Origin of the sequence: Kitasatospora sp. CMC57 (genome assembly GCF_045866025.2) — a bacterium.
Classification (GTDB): Bacteria; Actinomycetota; Actinomycetes; order Streptomycetales; family Streptomycetaceae; genus Kitasatospora.
The window spans coordinates 1749106-1768227 of record NZ_AP035881.2 but is presented as its reverse complement, the minus strand read 5'-3'; the positions used below and the strand labels follow the sequence as shown (position 1 = coordinate 1768227).

Here is a 19122-nt window from a genome sequence, read left to right as displayed (position 1 = left end):
GCCGCCTCTCAGACCTTCTCCAGGGCGAAGCCCGCTTTGATCCACTTGCTCGACTCCACGGTCACCGCCAACGCACGCTGACCTGAGGTCATGTCGGGAAGCAGCCGGGCAAGTTGTAGAAAGGGCAGGGCGTTCCCGGTGTTCCCGGTCTCGCCCACGCAGCTGACCTCGTGCACGCCGGGCACGGCCAGCCGCTCCACGATCCGGGTGGTCATCCGCTCGGAGAGCTGCGGGGGCAGCAGGTGGTCGAGGTCCTCGACCTGCCAGCCGACCTGTTCCAGCAGCTCCCAGAAGATCTCCACGGCCATCACCGGGACCTGCTCCTCGATCGCCTTGTAGTCCTCGCGCAGCAGCGGCCGGTCCTGGTCGCGGTCGGTCAGCCCGTACCAGTCGACGGTCTGGCCCGGCGGGCGGCCCAGACCGGTCAGGCTGTTCAGCACCCCCCGGACGGCGATCCGCTCGCCGAGCGGTTCGGCGGTCAGCACGGCGGCGCCCGCGCCGTCGCCGAACAGCAGGTAGTTGACCAGCTCGTCGGTCGGGATCCGGGCCGGCTCGCGGCCGAAGGCCAGGTGACGATGGGTCACGTCGCCTCCGATCACCAGCCCGGCCCGGCGGCCGGAGGCGATCAGGGTCCGGCCCAGGTCGAGCGCCTGGACGGCGCCGGAGCAGCCGGCCTGGAGCTGGTAGACCGGCAGGTAGTCGAGCCCGAGCCGGTCGGCCACCTGGCTGGCGGTGGTCGGCAGCAGGGTGTCGGGGGTGGTGGTGGAGAGGATCAGGAACTCGATGTCCGGTGCCTCCAGGGCGGCCGACTCCAGCGCCTCGGCGGCCGCCTGCGCACAGAGGTCGGCCAGCGACCAGCGGACCTCGCCGGTGCCGAGGTCGCGGCTGAAGTAGCGCGACCTGGTGCCGAGGAAGATGTCGATCCACTCCTCGCTGACGGCGAGCAGCTTGCCGAGCACGGCGTTGTCCACCGGGTCCCCGGGCAGCGCGGTGCCGACCGAGGCGAGGTGGGCAGTGGCGGCTCCGGTCATGACACCCTCGCCAGGGCCAGGTCTCGCAGCAGGTCGGCCAGCGAGCCCACCGTGCGCAGGGCGGGCAGCAGTTGGCGGATGGAGACCTCGCCGAGGTGCGGCAGGGCCTCCTGCACCACGTCCTTGAGCTGCATGATCATCACGGAGTCGAACCCCAGGTCCTCGTAGAAGCGGGTCGCGGGCACGATCCGGTCCGGCTGGTACAGGCCGACGGTGACCACGGCCCCGATCACCGCGGCCAGCACCGGGTCGGCCGTCTCGGTCACAGCGGCTGGCTGGGGTGCCCGGGTCGGCGCCGCCTGGCCGGCCGGCCGCTCCACCGGTGCCGGGGCGGTGGCCCGGTCCTCCCGGCGGATCCAGTACCGGTTCTCGCCGGAGAACACGTACGGCCGCAGCCGCTCGACCGTGCGGTACTCGGCGGGGTACAGCCCCTCCCAGACCGGGTCGAGCCCGGCCCGGTAGAGCGTGGCGACCAGCTCGGCCAGCGCCCGGCCGTCCGCCTCGGGGCCGGGCACCGGGTGCAGGTGCTCGGTGCCCGGCGCGAGCCCGGCCCGGCGGGCGAGCGGGAGCAGGGTGGGCCTCGGGCCGATCTCCACCAGGTGGGTCGGCGCGACCTCGGTGGACAGCGCGGTCAACGCGGCGCCGAACAGGACGGGTTCGGTGGTCTGTCCGGCCCAGTACGCGGCGTCCAGCGGCTCGTCGTGCAGCAGCCGGCCGTAGCGGGTGGAGGCCATCGGCAGCCGGGGCGCGGCGGGCCGCAGGCCGTCGGCCAGTGCGCGCAGGCCGGTCGCCACCGGGGTCATCAGCGGGGAGTGGAAGGCCCGGGTGACGTCCAGGCGTCGGGTCCGCAGAGCGTGGCCGGCCAGCCGGGCGGCGGCCCGGTCCAGCGCGTCCAGCGGTCCGGAGATCACCGTGTCGGCAGGGGAGTTGACCGCCGCCAGGGCGAGCGTGGGTTCGGCCGCCAGCAGCCCGGCCAGCGCCTCAGGACCGGCGCCGACCGCGAGCATGCCGCCGCCGGCCGGCAGGTTGCGCATCAACCGGGCACGCGCGGCCACCAGTTCGGCGGCCTGCGGCAGGTCGAGTGCCCCGGCCGCGACCGCGGCCGCATACTCGCCCAGGCTGTGCCCGAGCACGGCGGCGGGCTGGACGCCGAGCTCGCCGAGGGTACGGGTCAGCGCGTAGCCGACCGCGAACAGTGCGGCCTGCGCGTCGCTCGGGTCGTAGTCCGCGTCGTCGCCGCGCAGGATCAACTCCCGGGTGGAGCGGCCGGTGTGGCGGGTGAGCGCGGCGTCCGCCTCGCCCAGGAAGTGCCGGTAGGCGGCCGAGTCCCGGTACAGCCCGGCGGTCATCGCCGGGTAGGCGCCGCCCTGGCCGGTGTAGACGAAGGCCACCACCGGCCTGGTCCAGGAGCGGTGTGCGGGGGTGCTTGCGTCGATGCCGTGCGCGGCGGCCTGCCGCAGCCGTTCGGCGAGTTCGGTGGTGTCGCGGGCGGCGACCGCGAAGCGGTACGGCAGCCCGGTCTTCACCCGGTTGCTGCTGAAACCGAGTGAGGCGGCCCCGCCGCGCGGCCGCCGGGCGAACGCCTCGGCCTGGTCGGCCAGGTTGCGGCGGAGCGCGTCCGGGGTGTCACCGGTGACGGTGAAGACGCCGACCGGCTCGGTCTCCCCGGCCGGGCGGGCGGCCCGGCGCGGGGTGCGGGGCGGGCCGGCCAGCACCATGTGGGCGTTGGTGCCGCCCATGCCGATGCTGCTCACGCCGGCCAGGATCTCCCCGGACGGCAGCCGCATCGGTGACTTGAGCAGCCGCAGACCCCGCTCGGCGAGCCGGAGTTGGGCGTTCTCCCGGCCGGCGTGCCGGCTGGCGGGGACAATCCGGTGGTGCAGCGCCAGCGCCACCTTGATCAGTCCGGCGATCCCGGCCGCGCCCTCGGTGTGCCCGATGTTGCCCTTCACCGAGCCGACCGCGCAGGTCTTCTCCCGCGGTACCGCGTGCACCCCGCCGAGCGCCGCGCACTCGATCGCGTCGCCGAGCGCCGTGCCGGTGCCGTGCGCCTCGACGAAGGTGATCCGGTCGGCGGTCACCCCGGCCCGGCGGTAGGCGGCCTCCAGCACCTTCTGCTGGGACCACCGGTTGGGCGCGGTGACGCCGTTGCTGCGGCCGTCCTGGTTGACCGCCGAGCCCTTGATCACCGCGTAGATCCGCTGGCCGTCGGCGACCGCGTCCTCGAGCCGGCGCAGCACCACCAGGCCGAGCCCGTCGCTGCGGCCGATCCCGTCGGCGTCCGCGCTGAACGGCTTGCACCGCCCGTCCGGGGAGCCGAGCCCGAGCTGGCTGTACATCAGACCGAGGGCGGGGGTGAGCACCAGGTTGACCCCGCCGGCCAGCGCGGTGTCGCACTCGCCGGCCAGCAGCGCGTTGGCGGCCAGATGCACCGCGACCAGCGAGGAGGAGCAGGCGGTGTCCACCGCCAGGCTGGGGCCGGTCAGGTTGAGGTGGTAGGAGATCCGGTTGGCGGTCATCCCGGCGGCGCTGCCCGCACCCAGCTGCGGGGTGACCCGCGACGGGTCGCCCATCCGGAGCCGGCCCCACTCGCCGCCCATCACGCCGATGAACACGCCGGTGTCGGTGCCGGCCAGCGCGCCCGGGGCCTGCCCGGAGTCCTCCACGGCCCGCCAGGCGCACTGCAGCAGCAGCCGCTGCTGCGGGTCCATCGCGGCCGCCTCACGCGGTGAGAGCGCGAAGAAGTCGTTGTCGAAGGCGTCCGCGCCCGCGACGAAGCCGCCCCTGCTGATCCCGGCCCGCGCCGACTCCGGTACGGCGTCCGGGAGTTCGTCGGCCACCCAGCGCTGCGACGGCACCTCGCCGACGCTCTCGCCGCCGCGCATCAGCAGGTCCCAGTACGCCTCGGCGTCCGGGGCGCCGGGGAAGGCGCAGTCCAGGCCGACGATCGCGATCCCGTCCATCAGAACCGGTCCTCCGGGGACTGGGGCGCCCCGGCCCGGCCGCGCGCGGCAGCGGCCGGGACGGCCACCGTGAGGTAGCCGACCAGGCTGTCCAGGGTCGGGTGGTCCCAGAGCAGGGTGGGCTCGACCAGCAGCCCGAACTCGTCCTCCAGGTCACCACAGAGGCTCAGCGCACCGACCGAGTCCAGGCCGTACTCGGCCAGCGGGACGGTGGGGTCGATGGTGAGCGGGTCGCGGTGCTGGTAGAGCGCGACGCGCTCCAGCAGCCAGTCGCGGGCCGCGGTGGCGGGGTCGGCCGTCTGCCAGGTGGCGGGGGTGGTCATGGCAGGTCTCCTTCGGGTCTGCGGCCGGTCAGCCGGGCAGGGGCGTGTTGTACAGGTCGTAGCTGCGCCGGTCGCTGAACCGCAGTTGCACCTCGTGCAGCAGCCGGGTCTCGCACTCCGGCGGCAGGTCGGCGACCTGGGTGCCGAGCCGCCGGGCCAGCCGGTGCAGTGCCGCCGCCGCCCAGCTCGGGTCGGCCAGGAACGGGTCGGCGCCGTCCCGGTTGTGCCACCAGACCCCGAGCACGGCGGCCGCCGCGAGCAGCAGCGCGTACCGGTCGACCAGGGCGAAGCAGGCCGCGCCGCTGGGCGAGGTGCGTTCGGCCGGGTCGAGTGCCAGCACCCGTTGGCGGAGGTCCGCCAGCTCCTCGGTGAGCTGACCGGCCAGGGTGCGCAGTGCCCGCTCGACCGGGGTCCGGCCGCCGATCTGCGCGGCGATGGCGACCAGCGAGCCGCACAGGCTGTCCTGCCCGCTCGCCAGGCTGAGCGCCTCGTTGCGCAGCGGCGGCAGCTCGCCGCCGAGGTGGAACAGAGCGGCGGGCGCCTCCGGTTCGACCAGCCAGGACCGGGTGGCCAGCCGGGGCAGCTGCGGGATGACGGTCGCCTGGCATGCGACCGTCCCCGCGTGGCCGAGGCTGAGCACAGGCACGTCCCTGACGTGCTTCTGGAAGATCCCCAGGTTGCCGTCCCTGGTGTAGACCCGGGCGCCGAGCACGATCGAAAGGTCGTGCATTGTGTCGTTGAGCACCCGGGGCATCAGGTACTTCAGGGCTGCCGAGTACACGCTGGTCTGCTCGGGCAGCAGGTGCAGCGCGCGGGTCGCGGCGACCGAAAGGCTGTCGAACAGCAGCAGGTTGACGAAGGCCCCGGTCATCGCCCGGTCGGTGCGGACCGGGTCCAGCCAGGACGACTCGGCGTGCTCGGCGCCCCGGTCGTGGTCGAACTGGACGGCCGTGCGCAGGCTGGTGTCCACCGCGGCGAGCGCCGCCGCCGCGATCACCGTCCGGCTGATCTGGAAGGATCGCAGCGCCAGCGTGACGCCACCGCCGACCGGACCGAGCAGCGCACTCGCCGGGACCGGGCAGCCGAGGAACTCGACGCCCGTCCACCGGCAGCCGCGCAGTCCGACCGCGAGGCGGCGGGGCCCGATGGTGGCCTTCCCGGCGGGCAGCCGGGTCGGGTCCAGCAGCAGGACGGACTGGCTGCGGCTGCCGCCGGTCCGGTCGGTCTCGCAGAACAGCACCAGGGCGGCCGCCCGGTCCAGGTTGTTGATCATTGGCTTCTTGCCGCTGAGCAGGAAGGTTTCACCCTGGGTACGGGCGGTCACCCCGCTGCGGACGTAGTCGTTGCTGTGCGCCGTCTGGTGCTGGGCGATCGCCGCCTTCGCACCCCCGAGCAGCCGGTCCGCCAACCAACGCTGCTGCTCCTCGGTGCCGGCCAGCCAGACGTCGGACGCGGCCATGAAGGTGTGCATCCCGTAGCCCATGCCGAGCCCGACGTCCCGGCGGAACACCGGGCGCATCACCCGCACCAGGGTCTCCAACGAGTCCAGCCGGCCGCCGAGGCGGACCGGTACGTACTCGGCGTTCAGGGCCGCCCGGTCGAGCAGCTCCTCCCCGGCCGCGAACGGCACCGCCGTCCGGTCGGCGGTCAGCAGGGCGCCGTAACCCGTCGGGTTGCCCGGCTCTGTCGGGTCGCCGAGCAGCTCCTCCAGCGCCGCGATCCTGGCCTCGGCGGTGTCCTCGGCGACCCCGGCCAGGGTGCCTGCGCTCACCACGGACGGCCCTGTCCGGCCGGTTCGGCCTCCAACAGGTCCTCGCCCAGCAGCGCGTCGGTGGCCCGTACCCTGGCCCGGACCGCCGGGTCCAACACCTCGATGTCACCGCGCAGTTCACTGTCCAGGAAGAGCTTGCGCATCAGGTTCCGCTGCACCTTCCCGCTGGTGGTGCGGCGGACGGCGCCCGGGCGGACCAGCAGCACGTTGCCGACCGGGATGCTGAACTCGCGGCTCAGCTCGGTCTGGATCTCCCGTACCAGCGCCCGCAGGTCGAGACCCGCGGGCAGGCCGCCGCGCGAGGCCCGGAGCTCCTGGACGACCACCAGCTGCTCGCGCTCGATGTCCACCGAGAAGGCCGCACCGACCCCGCCGCCGAGCGCCGGGCTGAGACCGCGGGTCGCCCACTCGACGTCCTGCGGGTAGATGTTGCGGCCGTTGAGGATGATCACTTCCTTGCTGCGTCCGGTGATGTAGAGCTCGCCCTGGTGCAGGAAGCCGAGGTCGCCGGTGCGCAGGAAGCCGCGCTCACCGTTCTCGAGACCGGCCCGGAAGACCGACTCGGTCTCCGCCGGGCGCCGCCAGTAGCCCTGCGCCACGCTGTCGCCGCGCAGCCAGATCTCGCCGACCGCACCCTCGGGCAGCTCCAGACCGACCACCGGCTCGACGATCCGCAGGTCGTAGTCGAGCACCTGACCGCTGCTCACCAGCGTCCGGCTCGGCTGGCCGGCCACCGGCTCGGCCACCTGGTCCAGCTCCAACGCCGCCGCGTCTACCGGCAGTTCGGCGAACGGGGTGAGCGGGACACCACCGGAGACCACCAGGGTGGCCTCAGCCAGCCCGTAGCACGGGTACAGCGCCTCGGCCCGCAGCCCGGCCGGGGCGAACCGCTCGGCGAACGCCCGGAGCGTGTCGGCCCGCACCGGCTCGGCGCCGTTCAGCGCCAACCGCCAGTGCGAGAGGTCGAGTTCGGCGATCTGCTGGTCGGTGACCCGGCGCAGGCAGAGGTCGTAGCAGAAGTTGGGGCCGCCGCCCGCGGTCACCCGGTACTCGTCGATCGCCTGCAGCCAGCGGGCCGGGCGGCGGACGAAGGAGGTGGGCGACATCTGGACCGACAGGCTGCCCAGGAAGAGCGGGTGCAGTAGGTGGGCGATGAAGCCCATGTCGTGGAAGTGCGGCAGCCAGCCGCCGAAGCGGTCCTCGGAGGTGGTCCGGAACACGTTCTGCAGGGCGGTCTGGTTGGCCAGCAGGTTGCGGTGCGAGACCATCACGCCGCGCGGGTCAGACACCGAACCCGAGGTGTACTGCAGGAAGGCCAGGTCCTCGGGCCCGCTGCGGCGCTCGCGCCAGGCGTCGGCGTCGCCGAGCCCGGGGACATCGCTGGCCAGGCAGGCCACGTTGCGCCGGCCGGTCCTGGACAGCCAGAGCGCGATGTCGGGCGCGCTGGCCGTCTCGGTCAGCACCAGCCGGGCGCCGGTGTCCTGGATCACCGCCGAGGTACGGTCGATCCGCCTGCCCCGGCCCTCACCACCGGGCAGCGGTACCGGTACGGCCACCGCCCCGGCGTAGAGGCAGGCCACGAACGCCTTCAGGAACTCGGTGGTGGAGGAGTAGAGCAGCAGGACGGGTTCGCCCTCGGCGCGCTGCAGTTGGAGCAGTGAGGCGATCCGTCGGGCCTCGCGGTCCAGCTCGCCGTAGGTCAGCCGGTCGGCCTTGGCACCCTCCGCGCTGTCGTGCAGGAAGACGTGGACGTCCTGGTCGGCCAGGGTGGCGGTGCGCGCGCGGACAAGATCGGTGAAGGTGTCGAAGCCAGACATGGGAATCCCCTCGCATCAACTGTGGACGCTTCGGCGGGGCCCGGACGACGGGCCCGACATACCGTCAGATCATCCGGTCGACAGCTAAAGGCCCGCTTGCGCGGGTGGGAGTTGTTGCCGTGCAACTTCCGGTCACCGGGCCGGGGCCTTCGCCGTGCTTAGACTGGATTCCGGTTCGAAGTTGACTACATTCCCGCCGTTCGGCCGAATTCTCGGCGCTGTTTGTCATGCGGGAAAACGGGGGATCCAATGAAGCTGATCGACCGTGAAGAAGAACTCGCCGCAATGGATTCAGCACTGGCCGGCACCGCTGCCGGCCAGGCCGGGATCGTCCTGATCGAAGGGGCGGTGGGCTGCGGGAAGAGCGAACTCGCCGACGCCGTCGCGGACCGGGCCGAGGCCGCCGGGGCCACCGTGCTGCGCGCCCTCGGTTCGGCCGCGGAACGCGATATCCCGCTCGGCATCCTGCGCCAGTTGACCGCCTGCACACCGCCCGGCGCACTGCCCGAGCTCACGGGGGAGCCGGGCAGCGGTCACGTCGGTGCGATGCAGGCGTTCTCGGCTGCGGCCGGACAACTCGCCACCCTGGCACCCGTGGTGATCGTGGTGGACGACGTGCACCACGCCGACGACCAGTCCTGCGCCTACCTGCTGCACCTGGCCCGCAGCACCCGCTGGGCGCGCATCCTGCTGGTGCTCACCGAGTCGGTGCACGAGCGCGGCGACGACCCGGTGTTCGGCACCGAGCTGCTCCGCCGCCCGAACTTCCAGCGGATCCGGCTGGAGCGGCTGAACGCGGCGGCGGTGGCCCGGTTGGTGTCCGAGCAGCTCGGCCCGGACACGGCCGAGCGGCTGGCCGGACGGTTCGCCGAAGCCACCGGCGGCAACCCGCTGCTGCTGCGGGCGATGGTCGAGGAGCACCGGGTCACCGGGGCGGAGGAGCCCGAGGTCGGCGGCGCGTACGCGCAGGCGGTCCTCACCTGCCTCTACCGGTGCGGCCCGGCCGTGCGCGAACTCGCCGAGGTGCTGGCCGTACTGGACGACCTGGCCACCGCCGAGCGGGCCGCCCGGCTGCTCGACCTGCCGCCGGCCACCGTCAACCGCGGCGTCCAGGCACTCAGCGCGGCCGGCATCCTGGACGGCGCCCGGTTCCGCTATCCCGCCGCCCGCGCCGCCGTCCTGGAGTGGACGGACGACACCGCGCGCGCCGAACTGCACCGGCGGGCCGCCGAACTCGCCCACCGGAACGGGGTGGCGGCCTCCTCGGTGGCCGCCCAGCTGCTCGCCGCCGACCGCACCGACCTGCCCTGGGCGGTGCCGGTGCTGCACGAGGCGGCCGAACAGCTGCTGGCCGACGGCCTGGCCGAACGGGCTTCCGCCTGCCTGGAGCTGGCCGACCGGAGCGGTGCCGACGACGGACAGCGCGCCCAGTTCCGCACGATGCTGGCCGCGATCGCCGCGCGCTCCGACCCGGGCGCCGCCGAACGGCACCTGGCGGGTCCGCTGGAGCTGCTGCGGGCCGGTGCGCTCGCGCCCGCCCGGCTCGCCGCGCTGGCCAGGCTGCTGGCCGCCCAGGGCCGGATCGACGAGGCCGCCGAGGTGCTGGAGCGGATCACGGGCCAGGACCAGGCCGAGGGCGCCGCCCGGGACGGTGCCGGCAGGCCCGCGCAGGGCGGTCGTTGGGCCGACCCGCTGGACGGCCTGTCCGCCTTCCCGCGCTGGGCCGCCGCCCCGCCGACCGAGCCCGGCACGGTGCCGAGGCCGGTCAGGGCGGGTTCGCCGACCACGCTGTGGACCATCCCCGAGTACGCCGTCGACGGTTCGTCAGGGGCGGCCGCCGAGCTGTTCCTGCGCGGTGCGACGCTCTCCGAGGCCACCGTGGCCCCGATCGGCCAGGCCGTCCGGGCGCTGCTGCTCACCGAGGGCCCCGCCCGGGCGATGCCCTGGTGCCACCTGTACACCGAGGCGGCGATCCGGGCCGGTGCCCCCGGCTGGCAGGCGGCGTTCACCGCACTGGGCGCCGAGGTGCTGCTCCGGCAGGGCGACCTGACCGGGGCGGAGAGCCGGGCGGCGGCCGCGATGGACCTGCTGCCCGAGCGTGGCGGCAGCGTCTTCGCGGCCGGTGTCTCGGCCACCCTGATCCGGGCCTGCACCGCCCAGGGCCGGCACGACGCGGCGGCCCGGGAGCTGGCCAGGCCGCTGCCGGACGGGCTGGCGGGCAGCTTCCAGGGGCTGGCCCACCTGCGCGCGCGGGGCCAGTACCACCTGGCCACCAACCGCTTCCATGCCGCGCTCGGCGACTTCCTGCAGATCGGCCGCACCATGCGCCGGTGGGGTCTGGACCGGCCGCTGCTGCTGCCGTGGCGGATCGGGGCCGCCGAGGCGCTGATCCAGCTCGGTGAGGCGCACCAGGCGGCCCGCTTCGTCGCGGACCAGCTCGCCTCCAGGGACGCCGCGCACCCGTGGGTGCACGGCATCTCGCTCCGGCTGAAGGCGGCCCTGAGCGAGCCCAAGGAGCGGCAGGCGCTGCTCGCCCGCGCGGTGGACGAGCTGCGGACGGTCGGCGACACGTACGAACTGGTGCTGGCGATGGCCGACTTCGGGCAGGTGCTGAAGGAGACCGGCGACAGCAACCGGGCCAACATGGTGAACCGACGGGCCTGGCACCTGGCCGACGAGTGCGGGGCGCACGCCCTGCGCGAGCGGATCCTGCCCGGCCACACCGCGACGCCCGGCGCACCGGAGGGCGGCCGTACCGACGTCGGTTACGCCGAACTCGACGCCCGGCTCAGCGAGTCGGAGAAGCGGGTGGCGATGCTCGCGGTGCACGGGCACACCAACCGGGAGATCGCGATGAAGCTCTACATCACGATCAGCACGGTCGAGCAGCACCTCACCCGGGTCTACCGGAAGCTGAACATCACCCGTCGGCAGCAGTTGCCGGTGGACCTGCACCTGCTCGGAGCCGCCGAGCACGCGTGACGGACCGTCAGGGAGCCGGACGTGACAAGAGGATGGCAAGAGAATTACCTGTCCATGCCAAACATGGCCGAGATGGGACGATTCCCGGGCCGGAACCGGGGAAGTGTGTCCTCCGGGGCCGGATCGCATTGTGGGCGGGCCGCCCGTTCGAGAGGCTCGGTGACAGACCCGAGCCGATCCAGGGAGGCACACCATGGCAACGCCGTTCCAGCTGTCCGACCCGGCCGTGCCCGAACTGCTCAGGGCCCGCATGCTGGACCGGGTGGAGGAACGGCTGCGCGGCCTGCTGGCCGCCGAGCACTCCGCCACCCGGGGAGCCGACCCACGGGCAGTCACCCCGATCCGGGCACTGGCCGACCAGGTCACCTCGGGCGGTGACCGGACCAGGGCCACCCTGCTGCTGACCGGCTACCTGGCGGCCGGCGGCAGCCCGGCCGGCTCCCAGGTGGTCGACGTGGCGGCGGCCCTGGAGCTGCTCGACACCTGCCACCTGATCCGTGGCGACGTACGCGACAACGTCCCGCTCCGGCGGGGCATCCCGACCCCGCACGTCGGCCACGCCGCCGAGCACGAGCGCAACGGCTGGCGCGGCGAGTCCCGCCGGTTCGGCGAGGCCACCGCCACGCTGGCCGGCGACCTTGCGGTGGCCTACGCCGACCGCCTGGTGGCCGGGCTCCCGGCCGACGCCCGGGCGGTCTGGGACGAACTGCGGATCGCCCGGGTGCTCGGAGCGCACGCCGAGGCGGCCAGCAGGACCGAGTACCTGGACGATCCCTGGCCGCTGGGCTGCCTGGAGGGCTGCACCCCGGGCTGCGCGGCGGGCTGGTACGCGGTCCGGGAGCCGCTGCTGCTCGGCGCCGCGCTGGCCGGGCGGCCGGACCTGGCGGACGAGTACCGCGACTACGCGGGGCGGCTGCACGCGGCCTGGCGGCTGCGCGGGTTCCTGGACAGCGGGACGGCGAGTGACTGGCACGCCCGGATGCTCTGCGAGATCCTGCTCGGCCGGGAGGAGAAGGACCGCACCGAGGACCTCGTCATGCGACTGGTCGACGAGGCCGACCGAGCCCTCGCGGAGGCCCCGCTACGGCCTGGGTGGCACCGCGAACTGGTCAGCCTCGCGGGTCGGTTGGCGCTCGCGGGGGCTTGGTGAGCGGAGCTGCGCGATGGGCAGGCGCCCGAGCATCTGCGGTCCAGGGGCTCGGGGCTCTGCTCTTGGGCGGCTCCGCCGCCCGGGCGAGGGGATCTGGCGTTCGGGTCACTGTGAAAGTGCCTGACCACGTACGCACGGATCACCTGTTCCGGGGCCGGCATCGCAGTTCCCCGAGCCCCTGACGGCTGATGCCCGGAGCGCAGCGCCCGAGCCCCTGGTGGTGCCGGCTCAGGTCGGGGGGCGGGGTGCGCCCGGGCGGGGGCGGTCGAGCCAGGTGCGGAGGGCGTCGGCCCGTAGGGCGCCGTGGGCGTCGCGGGGGAGTGAGCCCGCCAGTTCCAGCCGGGTGGGCAGGAAGGCTTCGGCCACCCCACGGGCCGTCAGGTGCCGGCGCAGTTCCGGCAGCGCGGGAGGGTCGGCTCCGGCCGCCGGGACGACCACCGCGCAGGTCAACTCGCCGTGCTCGTGGTCCGGGTAGCCGACCACGGCGGCCTCACTCACGGCCGGGTGCGCCAGCAGCCCGTCCTCCAGCTCGGCCACCGGAACGAGGAAGATCGCACCGGTCCGGTGGCCGGCCCACTCCACCACCTGGACACCGCCGAGCCCGTCGGCCCGGGCCAGGTCCCCGGTGTCCAGCCAGCCGTCGTCCTCCTCCCAGGGCAGCCGGAGGTCGTCGGCGCTGTGCGGCCAGCAGGCCAGGCAGACCGACGGGCCGCGCACCCGGAGCCGTTCGACGGCCGGGGCGCCCGGGGGCCGGGGCAGCTCCGAGAGTGGCGAGAGCTCCAGGCCGGGCAGCGGGCGGCCGTCGCTCTCGGCGCTGCGTTCGGCCGGGGTCTCGCCCCTCGCCACCGTGCCGAGGCCCACCTCGGGCGAACCCCAGACCCCGGCCGCCGGTGCGCCGAGCGCGCCGGGCAGTTCGGCCAGCAGCCCGGCGGGGGTGCCGGTCCGCCCGCCGGACAGGATCAGCCGCAGGGCCGCCGGGTGCCGTGGCGTACGCCGCTGCGCGGCCAGCACCTCGGCCCAGTACACCGGGGCCGCGTACGCCCGGGTGACCCCGGCCTGCTCCAGCAGGTCGAGGCAGCTGTCCGGGTCCCAGACGTCCTGGAACACCGCCGTGCCGCCGATCGCGGGCGGCCAGTACACGGTGAACAGCAGCGAGGCCAGCGAGGTCAGCGGCAGCGCCGAGTAGATCACCTCGCCCGGCTCCGGGCCGAGGCCGGGCGACCGCTGCTGCGAACGCAGGCCCGCGTAAAGGGTGTTGGGGGAGTGCAGGGCCGAGGTGTAGCTGTCGCCCAGCCCCATCACGGTGACCGCCAGCGCCGTCCGGTCCGGATCGGCGCGGAACCGGCTGACGGTGGAGGGGAGTTGTTCGTGCGGGGTGCGGAGGAAGTACTCGGCGAAGTCCACCGCGCCGGTCGCGGCGGCGTCACCGATCACCACCCGGTGGCGCAACCACGGAAGCCGGTCGGCCAGTTCGGCCAGCGCTTCGGCGTGGCCGAAGCCGTCCCACTGGTCCGGTACCACGCAGATCCTGACCCGTAGGTCGCCGAGCACCCGTTCCAGGCCGTGTGCTCGCAGGGTGGGCAGTACGGGCACCGCGACCGCGCCGATCCGCAGACAGGCCAGCACCAGTGCGGAGGTCTCCCACCAGCTGGGCAGCTGGAAGGCCACGGGGTCGCCCGGGCCGAGGCCGAGGGATCGCAGCGCCCCGGCGAACCGGTCGACGTACCTGGCCAGTTGACCGTAGTCGAGGGTGACGATCCGCCGGCCGGACGGTCGGTGCGCGCGGTGTGCGACGATCGCGGGCCGGTGGGGGTCGCGGGCCGCGGTCCGGTACAGGTCGTGCAGGAAGGTCTCGTCGCGCCACCACCCGGCCGTCCGGTACCGGGCCGCCGTCCCGGCCGGCGGGGCGGCGGCGGCGGCGAACAGTGCGGCCGGCCCGGTGCTCCGGTAGTGCTCGGGGTCCGTGCCGGAAGGGTTCATGACCAGCGGCCGATCGACCAGGCGACCTGGACCCGGGAGGCGCAGCCCAGCCGGCGCATCACCTGGCGGACGTGGTTGACCACGGTCCACTCGGAGAGCGCGAGCCGGGCAGCGATCTGCCGGTTCGTCAGCCCCTCCGCGACCAGCATCGCGACCTGCAACTGACGTGCGGTCAGGGGCTGTCCGCCCGCCGGTCCGGGTTCGGCGGCCCGCCGGGACAGGTCCGGAGCGGCCAGCGCCTCGGCGACCGCCGCGGCCGGTGAGAGCCGTCGGCCCTCGGCCCGGGCGACCGCGAAGCCGTGCGGCCGTAGCCGGTCGCGCAGACCGTTCAGTGCGTCCTCCAGCTCGGCCCGACGCCGCCCGTCCGGCTCGGCGCCGAGCCCGTCCCGCAGCGTCCCGGCGGCGGCCAGCAGCGCGGCGGCGCGCGGCTGCTGGACAGGGGCGGCGCGCAGCAGATGGAACGCGAACTCCTCAAGTACGGAAGGAAGTTCGGTCCGCTCGCCGACCGCCCCGTAGAGCCGCAGGCACTCCCGCAGCGCCTGTCCGACGGCCGCCGGGTCCTCAACGGTACGGGCCAGCACGGCCAGCGCTCCGGCCAGCGCCCGGCCGTCACCGATCCGCCGGGCCGCCGCCACCGTCCGGTCGATCAGTCCGGCCGCCCGTGGCCGTTCCCCCCGGTCGAGCAGCACCCGGGCCAGTTCGGTCCCGGCCTCGACGGCCGCCCCGGCGGCGCCGAGCGACTCCAGCGTCTCCAGCGCGGGACCGAGGGCCTGCTCCGCTCCGGCCGGGTCGTCCAGGCGGCGCAGGGCGGCGCCGAGTCGGGCCGCCAGCAGGCCGTTCAGCCGGCGGTCGCCCAGCGGTCGGGCCAGCGCCAGCGCAGCCCGCTGCCGGCGCACCGCCCCAACCGGGTCGCCGAGCGCGGATGCGAAGCCGCCGGCCAGGTCGAGCAGCCGGGCCCGGACCGGCTCGGGCACCGCCTCCCCGGCCGCCCGGTCGGCCCTGGCCAGCCCCTCGCGCAGATGACCCCGGGCCAGCCAGGGCAGCCGGCAGGCGAGCAGTACGGCGGCCGTGGCCTCCGGCTCGCCCCGCTCCCGCAGCCGGTCCAACGTCGCTATCACGTTAACGTGTTCGGCCTGGACGGTGTCCAGCCAGCGGCTCTGCTCGGCTCCGGCCAGCCGGGGTTCGGCGGCGGCCAGCAGCCGTCGGCACTCCTCCGTCCGCCGGTCCAGCGCGGCCTGCTCCCGGCCGCCGTCGGCCAGCGCGGCCCTGGCGTACGAGCGGACCGGCTCCGGCACGGTGAGCCGGGACTGCCCCGGCGGGGCGGGCAGCCGGGCCACCAGGCCCCGGTCGAGCAGCAGGTCCAGGACACCGTCGGCGGGTGCGATCCGCTCGGCCGTGGTGGCGGTGAACCCGCCTGGGTAGCAAGCGAGTTGTTCGAGGAGAGCCCACGGCGTCGGCTCCAGCTCACGGCAGCTCCAGGCGGCCAGCGCGGCCAGCGACCGGTGCCGCTCGGGAGCGTCGAACGGGCCGCCGCCGAGCGTGACCCCCCGGCGGCGCAGCCGGTCCAGCAGGTCGTACGGCGAGTGCAGCCGCAGCTGCCCGGCGGCCAACTCGAGCGCCAGCGGCAGCCCTTCGAGCAGCCCGCAGAGCTCGGCGACCGCCCGACCGTTCTCGGCCGTCAGCGCGAACTCCGGGTCGGCCTCGCGAGCCCGGCGGACGAACAGCTCGACCGAGGCGACCTCACTCAGCTCCGCAGGATCGTCACCCGGAGCAGGAACGGGCAGCGGTGGCACCGGAAGGAGCCGCTCACCGTAGACCCGCAGCGGCTGCTGCCCGGTCGCCAGCACCACCAAGCTCTCGTCCCGGTGCAGCAGTACGGCGACGGCGGTGGCGAGCGCCTCCCCGTGGTGGTCGCAGCCGTCCAGTACCAGCAGCCGCCGGTCACCCCCGGAGCCCGCCGCCCGTACGGCTGCGGCCGCTGCCTCCGCAGGGGAGCCGGCCTCACTCAGGTCCGCGTACGAGGGCGCGCCGAACAGCTCCGCCAACTCCGGCAGGACGGCCCGCACCAGCCTGCTCTTCCCCACTCCGCCCGGGCCGGTGAGAGTCAGCAGCCGGACCGACGGGTCGCGCAACCGCCCCACCAGCGTCAGCCGTTCCCACTCGCGTCCGACCAGCTCGACGGTCTGCCACGTCCCAGCCGCCACCTGCGAGACCGTCATCGTCGCCCCCTGTCCGAAGTCCACCCTCCAGACTGGCCGCACCGGCTTAAGGCCCGCTGAAGCGAGCTCGAAACGGCGCGAGATCGGACCGGCGCGCGGGCAGGCCGGCCCGAACTCAGACCAGCGCCGGACTGAGCGGTGCCGGGCTGCGCAGCCGCCAGACCCCGGGGCGGATCTCCAGGCAGTCGGCCGGATCGCCGTCCGGGTCGTGCAGCCGCCGGAGGGCGCGTCTGGCGTGGGCCTCCAGGCGGCGGTCCCGCAGGGTCTGGGCGATCTCCAGGCACTCGGTGAACCTGGAGTGGGCCGGGGTCGCCCCCTCCGCCAGCAGGGCGGTCAACGCCAGCGCCCGCAGGACGTGGTAGCGCTCGCGCGGCAGGCCGGGCGGTAGGGCCGCGAGCGCGGCCGCGAGCAGGGTGACGGCCTCCGCCACCTCGTCGGCGTCCAGCCAGAGGTCGGCCAGCCCGACCAGCGCCCGGCAGCGGGCGAGCTGGTCGCCGCAGTCCTCCGCCACCCGCCGGGCTGCCTCGTAGTGGTCCCGCGCCTCGGCCGTCCGCCGGTGCTGCCAGGCCAGGTCGCCGAGCGAGCCGAGCAGCCGGGCCTCGCCGGAGCGGTCCCCGAGCTGCCGGGCGGCGTCCAGGGCCAGGGTGTGGGTCTGCTCCCAGGCCCGCCACCGGGCGTGCGACTCCAGGTGGCCGGTGAGGGCCGTGGTCAGCCGTACGGTCTGCTCCCAGAGGCCCGCCAGGTACGCCTGCCTGACCACCTGGCTGAGCGGCCCGAGTTCGCGGGCGAACCAGTCCGACGGTGCGTCACCGCCGCTCGTCCGGGTGATCCGGCCGCCGACCTGGCGGGGGAACAGCTCGGCGTCGGCCTCCTCGGCGACCCGGACGTAAGCGTCGCACAGCCGTCGGGTGGCCGCCCGGACGGTGTCCTCGCCCTCCTCCTCGGCCAGCCGTTCGGCGGCCAGCAGCCGGAGCAGCTCGGGCAGCCGGTACCGGCCCGGCCGGGAGCCGTCGTGGTCGGCGGAGACCAGGTGGTCGTCGGCCAGGGCGTCCAGCAGGCGGGCGGTGCCGACCGGGGTGCGCCGGTCGTGCGGGTCGAGGCCGAGGACGGCGCTCACCGCCCACGGTTCGAAGTGGTCGGGGAGCAGGGCGAGCAGCCGGAAGGTCCGTCGCTCGCCCGGGTCGGCCTCCTGGTAGGCGGCGAGCAGCCGTTCCCTGACGTCCAGGCCGCCGATCCTGAGCTCGGACAGCCGGGAACGCCGGTCCCGCAGCCGGTCGGCCAGTGACTCGGCGGACCAGTGCGGCCGGGCGTTCAGTTGCGCCGTGCCAACTCGGATGGCCAGCGGCAACCCGCTGCAGAGTTCCAGCAGTTCTGCCACGGCGGCCGGGTTCTCGGCCGCCCGGACAGGCCCGGCGGCCGCCTCGAACACGGCCAGGGCCGCGCGCGGGTCGAGCACGTCCAGGACCAGTGGCCGCACCCCTTCCAGCCCGGCGGGCAGTCGGCGGCCGGTGACGATCGCGCCGCTGCCCGCCGAGGTGGGCAGCAGTGGGCGCAGCTGGGCCTCCGAGCTGACGTTGTCCAGCACGAGCAACAGGCGGCGACCGGCGAGCAGTTGCTGCAGCGCCTCGGCCAGGTCGTCCGGATCGCCGCCGGCCGGCACCGGGGCGCCCGCGCGGCGCAGCAGGGCCGAGATGGCTGCGGCGGGTTCGAGCCGCCGACCGGGTTCGGGTCGGAGGTCGAGGAAGAGCTGCCCGTGCGGGAAGGCGTCGGCGCTGCGGTGGGCGGCGGCCACCGCGAGCGCGGTCTTGCCGACGCCGGGCTGGCCGGCCAGCGCCACGAATGCCCCCGGTGGGGCCGAGCGCAACAGTCGGTCGACCTCGGCCAGTTCGTCCTCCCGGCCGGTGAACGCCGGGTCGGCGGGCGGCAGCCCGTGCACCACCGCCGGCTCGGTCGGCCGGGGGAGCCGGAGCGCCGGGCCGGTCGGCTCGGGCGAGGCGAGCTGCCGGTCGCCGGCCAGGATGCGCTGGTGCAGCAGCTGCACCTGGGCGCCCGGCTCGATCCCCAGCTCGTTCACCAGGGTGCGGCGCAGTGCACCGTACGCGCGGAGCGCCTCGGCCTGCCGGCCGGCCCGGTACAGCGCCAGCATCAGCTGGCCGTGCAGCTCCTCCCGCAGCGGGAACTCCTCGACCAGCGAACGGAGTTCGGGAATCAGATCGCGGTGCCGGCCGAGCTGGAGGTCGGCCAGGATGCGCTGCTCCAGGGCGGCGGTCCTGGCCTCCAGCAGCCGGGCCGAGGCGGCGTCCAGCAGCGGTCCGTGCGGGGTGTCGCCGAGCAGCGGCCCGCGCCAGAGCGCGAGGGCCCGGCCCTGCAGTTCGGCGGCGGAGGCGTGGTCGCCCGCCTCCAGCGCCTCCCGGCCGCGCTGGTAGAGACCCTCGAAGGTGGTCAGGTCGAGCTGGTCGGCATCGATCCTGATCCGGTAGCCCCGGGGCTGGGTGAGCAGCACGGGCGTGCCGTTCTCGGGGGCGGCGCGACGGAAGATCTTGCGCAGTTGGGAGACGTACACCTGGAGCGTGGTGGTCGCGGTGCGCGGCGGGTCGTCCTGCCAGAGCTCGTCGATCAGGCTGTCGACCGAGACCGTCCCGTTCGCGTTGACCAGCAGCGCGCCCAGGACCCCCCGGACCTTCGCCGCGCCCGGCGTGTACGAGACGCCGGGCCCGGCCGCCCCCTCGATCTCCAGTGGTCCCAGGATCCTGAACCTCAGTCCGCTCATGCCCGCGCCCCGTTCCGCCCGGCGCGTGCCCGGCACGACGCAGCTCTCCCGTTGGTCCGCTCGTTGTGCTCGCTCACGTCCGCCCCCGTGGCCGGTCCTGGTGTCGGTGGGTTCTC

At 74.9% G+C, this 19122-nt stretch carries 10 protein-coding genes; 2 read left to right on the top strand and 8 right to left on the bottom strand.

Translation table 11 applies throughout. The features are described 5' to 3' along the window. Window positions 1–8 precede the first annotated feature (8 nt). Genes ACKUU6_RS08100 through ACKUU6_RS08080 form a run of 5 tightly spaced genes read right to left on the bottom strand, consistent with a single transcriptional unit; the run spans window position 9 to window position 7905 of the window. On the bottom strand, window positions 9–1031 hold the full coding sequence (locus ACKUU6_RS08100) for a 3-oxoacyl-[acyl-carrier-protein] synthase III C-terminal domain-containing protein (protein WP_407987791.1): 1023 nt from the start codon (window positions 1029–1031) through the stop codon (window positions 9–11). Further along, window positions 1028–3994 (bottom strand): type I polyketide synthase, encoded by a 2967-nt coding sequence (locus ACKUU6_RS08095; RefSeq protein WP_407987790.1) that lies wholly within the window; start codon window positions 3992–3994, stop codon window positions 1028–1030. The genes ACKUU6_RS08100 and ACKUU6_RS08095 overlap by 4 nt, the downstream gene beginning before the upstream one ends. Further along, on the bottom strand, window positions 3994–4317 hold the full coding sequence (locus ACKUU6_RS08090) for an acyl carrier protein (RefSeq protein ID WP_407987789.1): 324 nt from the start codon (window positions 4315–4317) through the stop codon (window positions 3994–3996). Before ACKUU6_RS08090 ends, ACKUU6_RS08095 begins: the two co-directional genes overlap by 1 nt. Before the next feature lie 28 nt (window positions 4318–4345). Next, entirely contained in the window at window positions 4346–6088 is a 1743-nt protein-coding gene (locus ACKUU6_RS08085; protein ID WP_407987788.1) for an acyl-CoA dehydrogenase family protein, read from the bottom strand. Then, entirely contained in the window at window positions 6085–7905 is a 1821-nt protein-coding gene (locus ACKUU6_RS08080) for a fatty acyl-AMP ligase (RefSeq protein WP_407987787.1), read from the bottom strand. Before ACKUU6_RS08080 ends, ACKUU6_RS08085 begins: the two co-directional genes overlap by 4 nt. A gap of 249 nt (window positions 7906–8154) precedes the next feature. Here ACKUU6_RS08080 and ACKUU6_RS08075 point away from each other — a divergent pair, with 249 nt between their 5' ends. Both ACKUU6_RS08075 and ACKUU6_RS08070 read left to right on the top strand, forming a co-directional pair. Next, entirely contained in the window at window positions 8155–10887 is a 2733-nt protein-coding gene (locus ACKUU6_RS08075; protein ID WP_407987786.1) for a helix-turn-helix transcriptional regulator, read from the top strand. A 193-nt stretch (window positions 10888–11080) separates the two neighbouring features. Beyond that, window positions 11081–12037 (top strand): polyprenyl synthetase family protein, encoded by a 957-nt coding sequence (locus ACKUU6_RS08070; protein ID WP_407987785.1) that lies wholly within the window; start codon window positions 11081–11083, stop codon window positions 12035–12037. Between the two features lie 228 nt (window positions 12038–12265). On the opposite strand, the gene ACKUU6_RS08065 is transcribed toward ACKUU6_RS08070, so the two are convergent. From ACKUU6_RS08065 to ACKUU6_RS08055, 3 genes are all read right to left on the bottom strand, one after another. Next, window positions 12266–14017 carry an AMP-binding protein gene (locus tag ACKUU6_RS08065; protein ID WP_407987784.1) on the bottom strand — a complete coding sequence of 584 codons (1752 nt, stop codon included), beginning with the start codon at window positions 14015–14017 and terminating at the stop codon, window positions 12266–12268. Then, window positions 14014–16236, bottom strand: coding sequence for an ATP-binding protein (locus tag ACKUU6_RS08060; protein ID WP_407987783.1), 2223 nt, complete (start codon window positions 16234–16236; stop codon window positions 14014–14016). Before ACKUU6_RS08060 ends, ACKUU6_RS08065 begins: the two co-directional genes overlap by 4 nt. 115 nt (window positions 16237–16351) lie before the next feature. Continuing rightward, complete coding sequence (locus tag ACKUU6_RS08055; protein ID WP_407987782.1) at window positions 16352–19006, bottom strand: AfsR/SARP family transcriptional regulator; 2655 nt, start codon at window positions 19004–19006, stop codon at window positions 16352–16354. Between the last annotated feature and the right edge of the window lie 116 nt (window positions 19007–19122).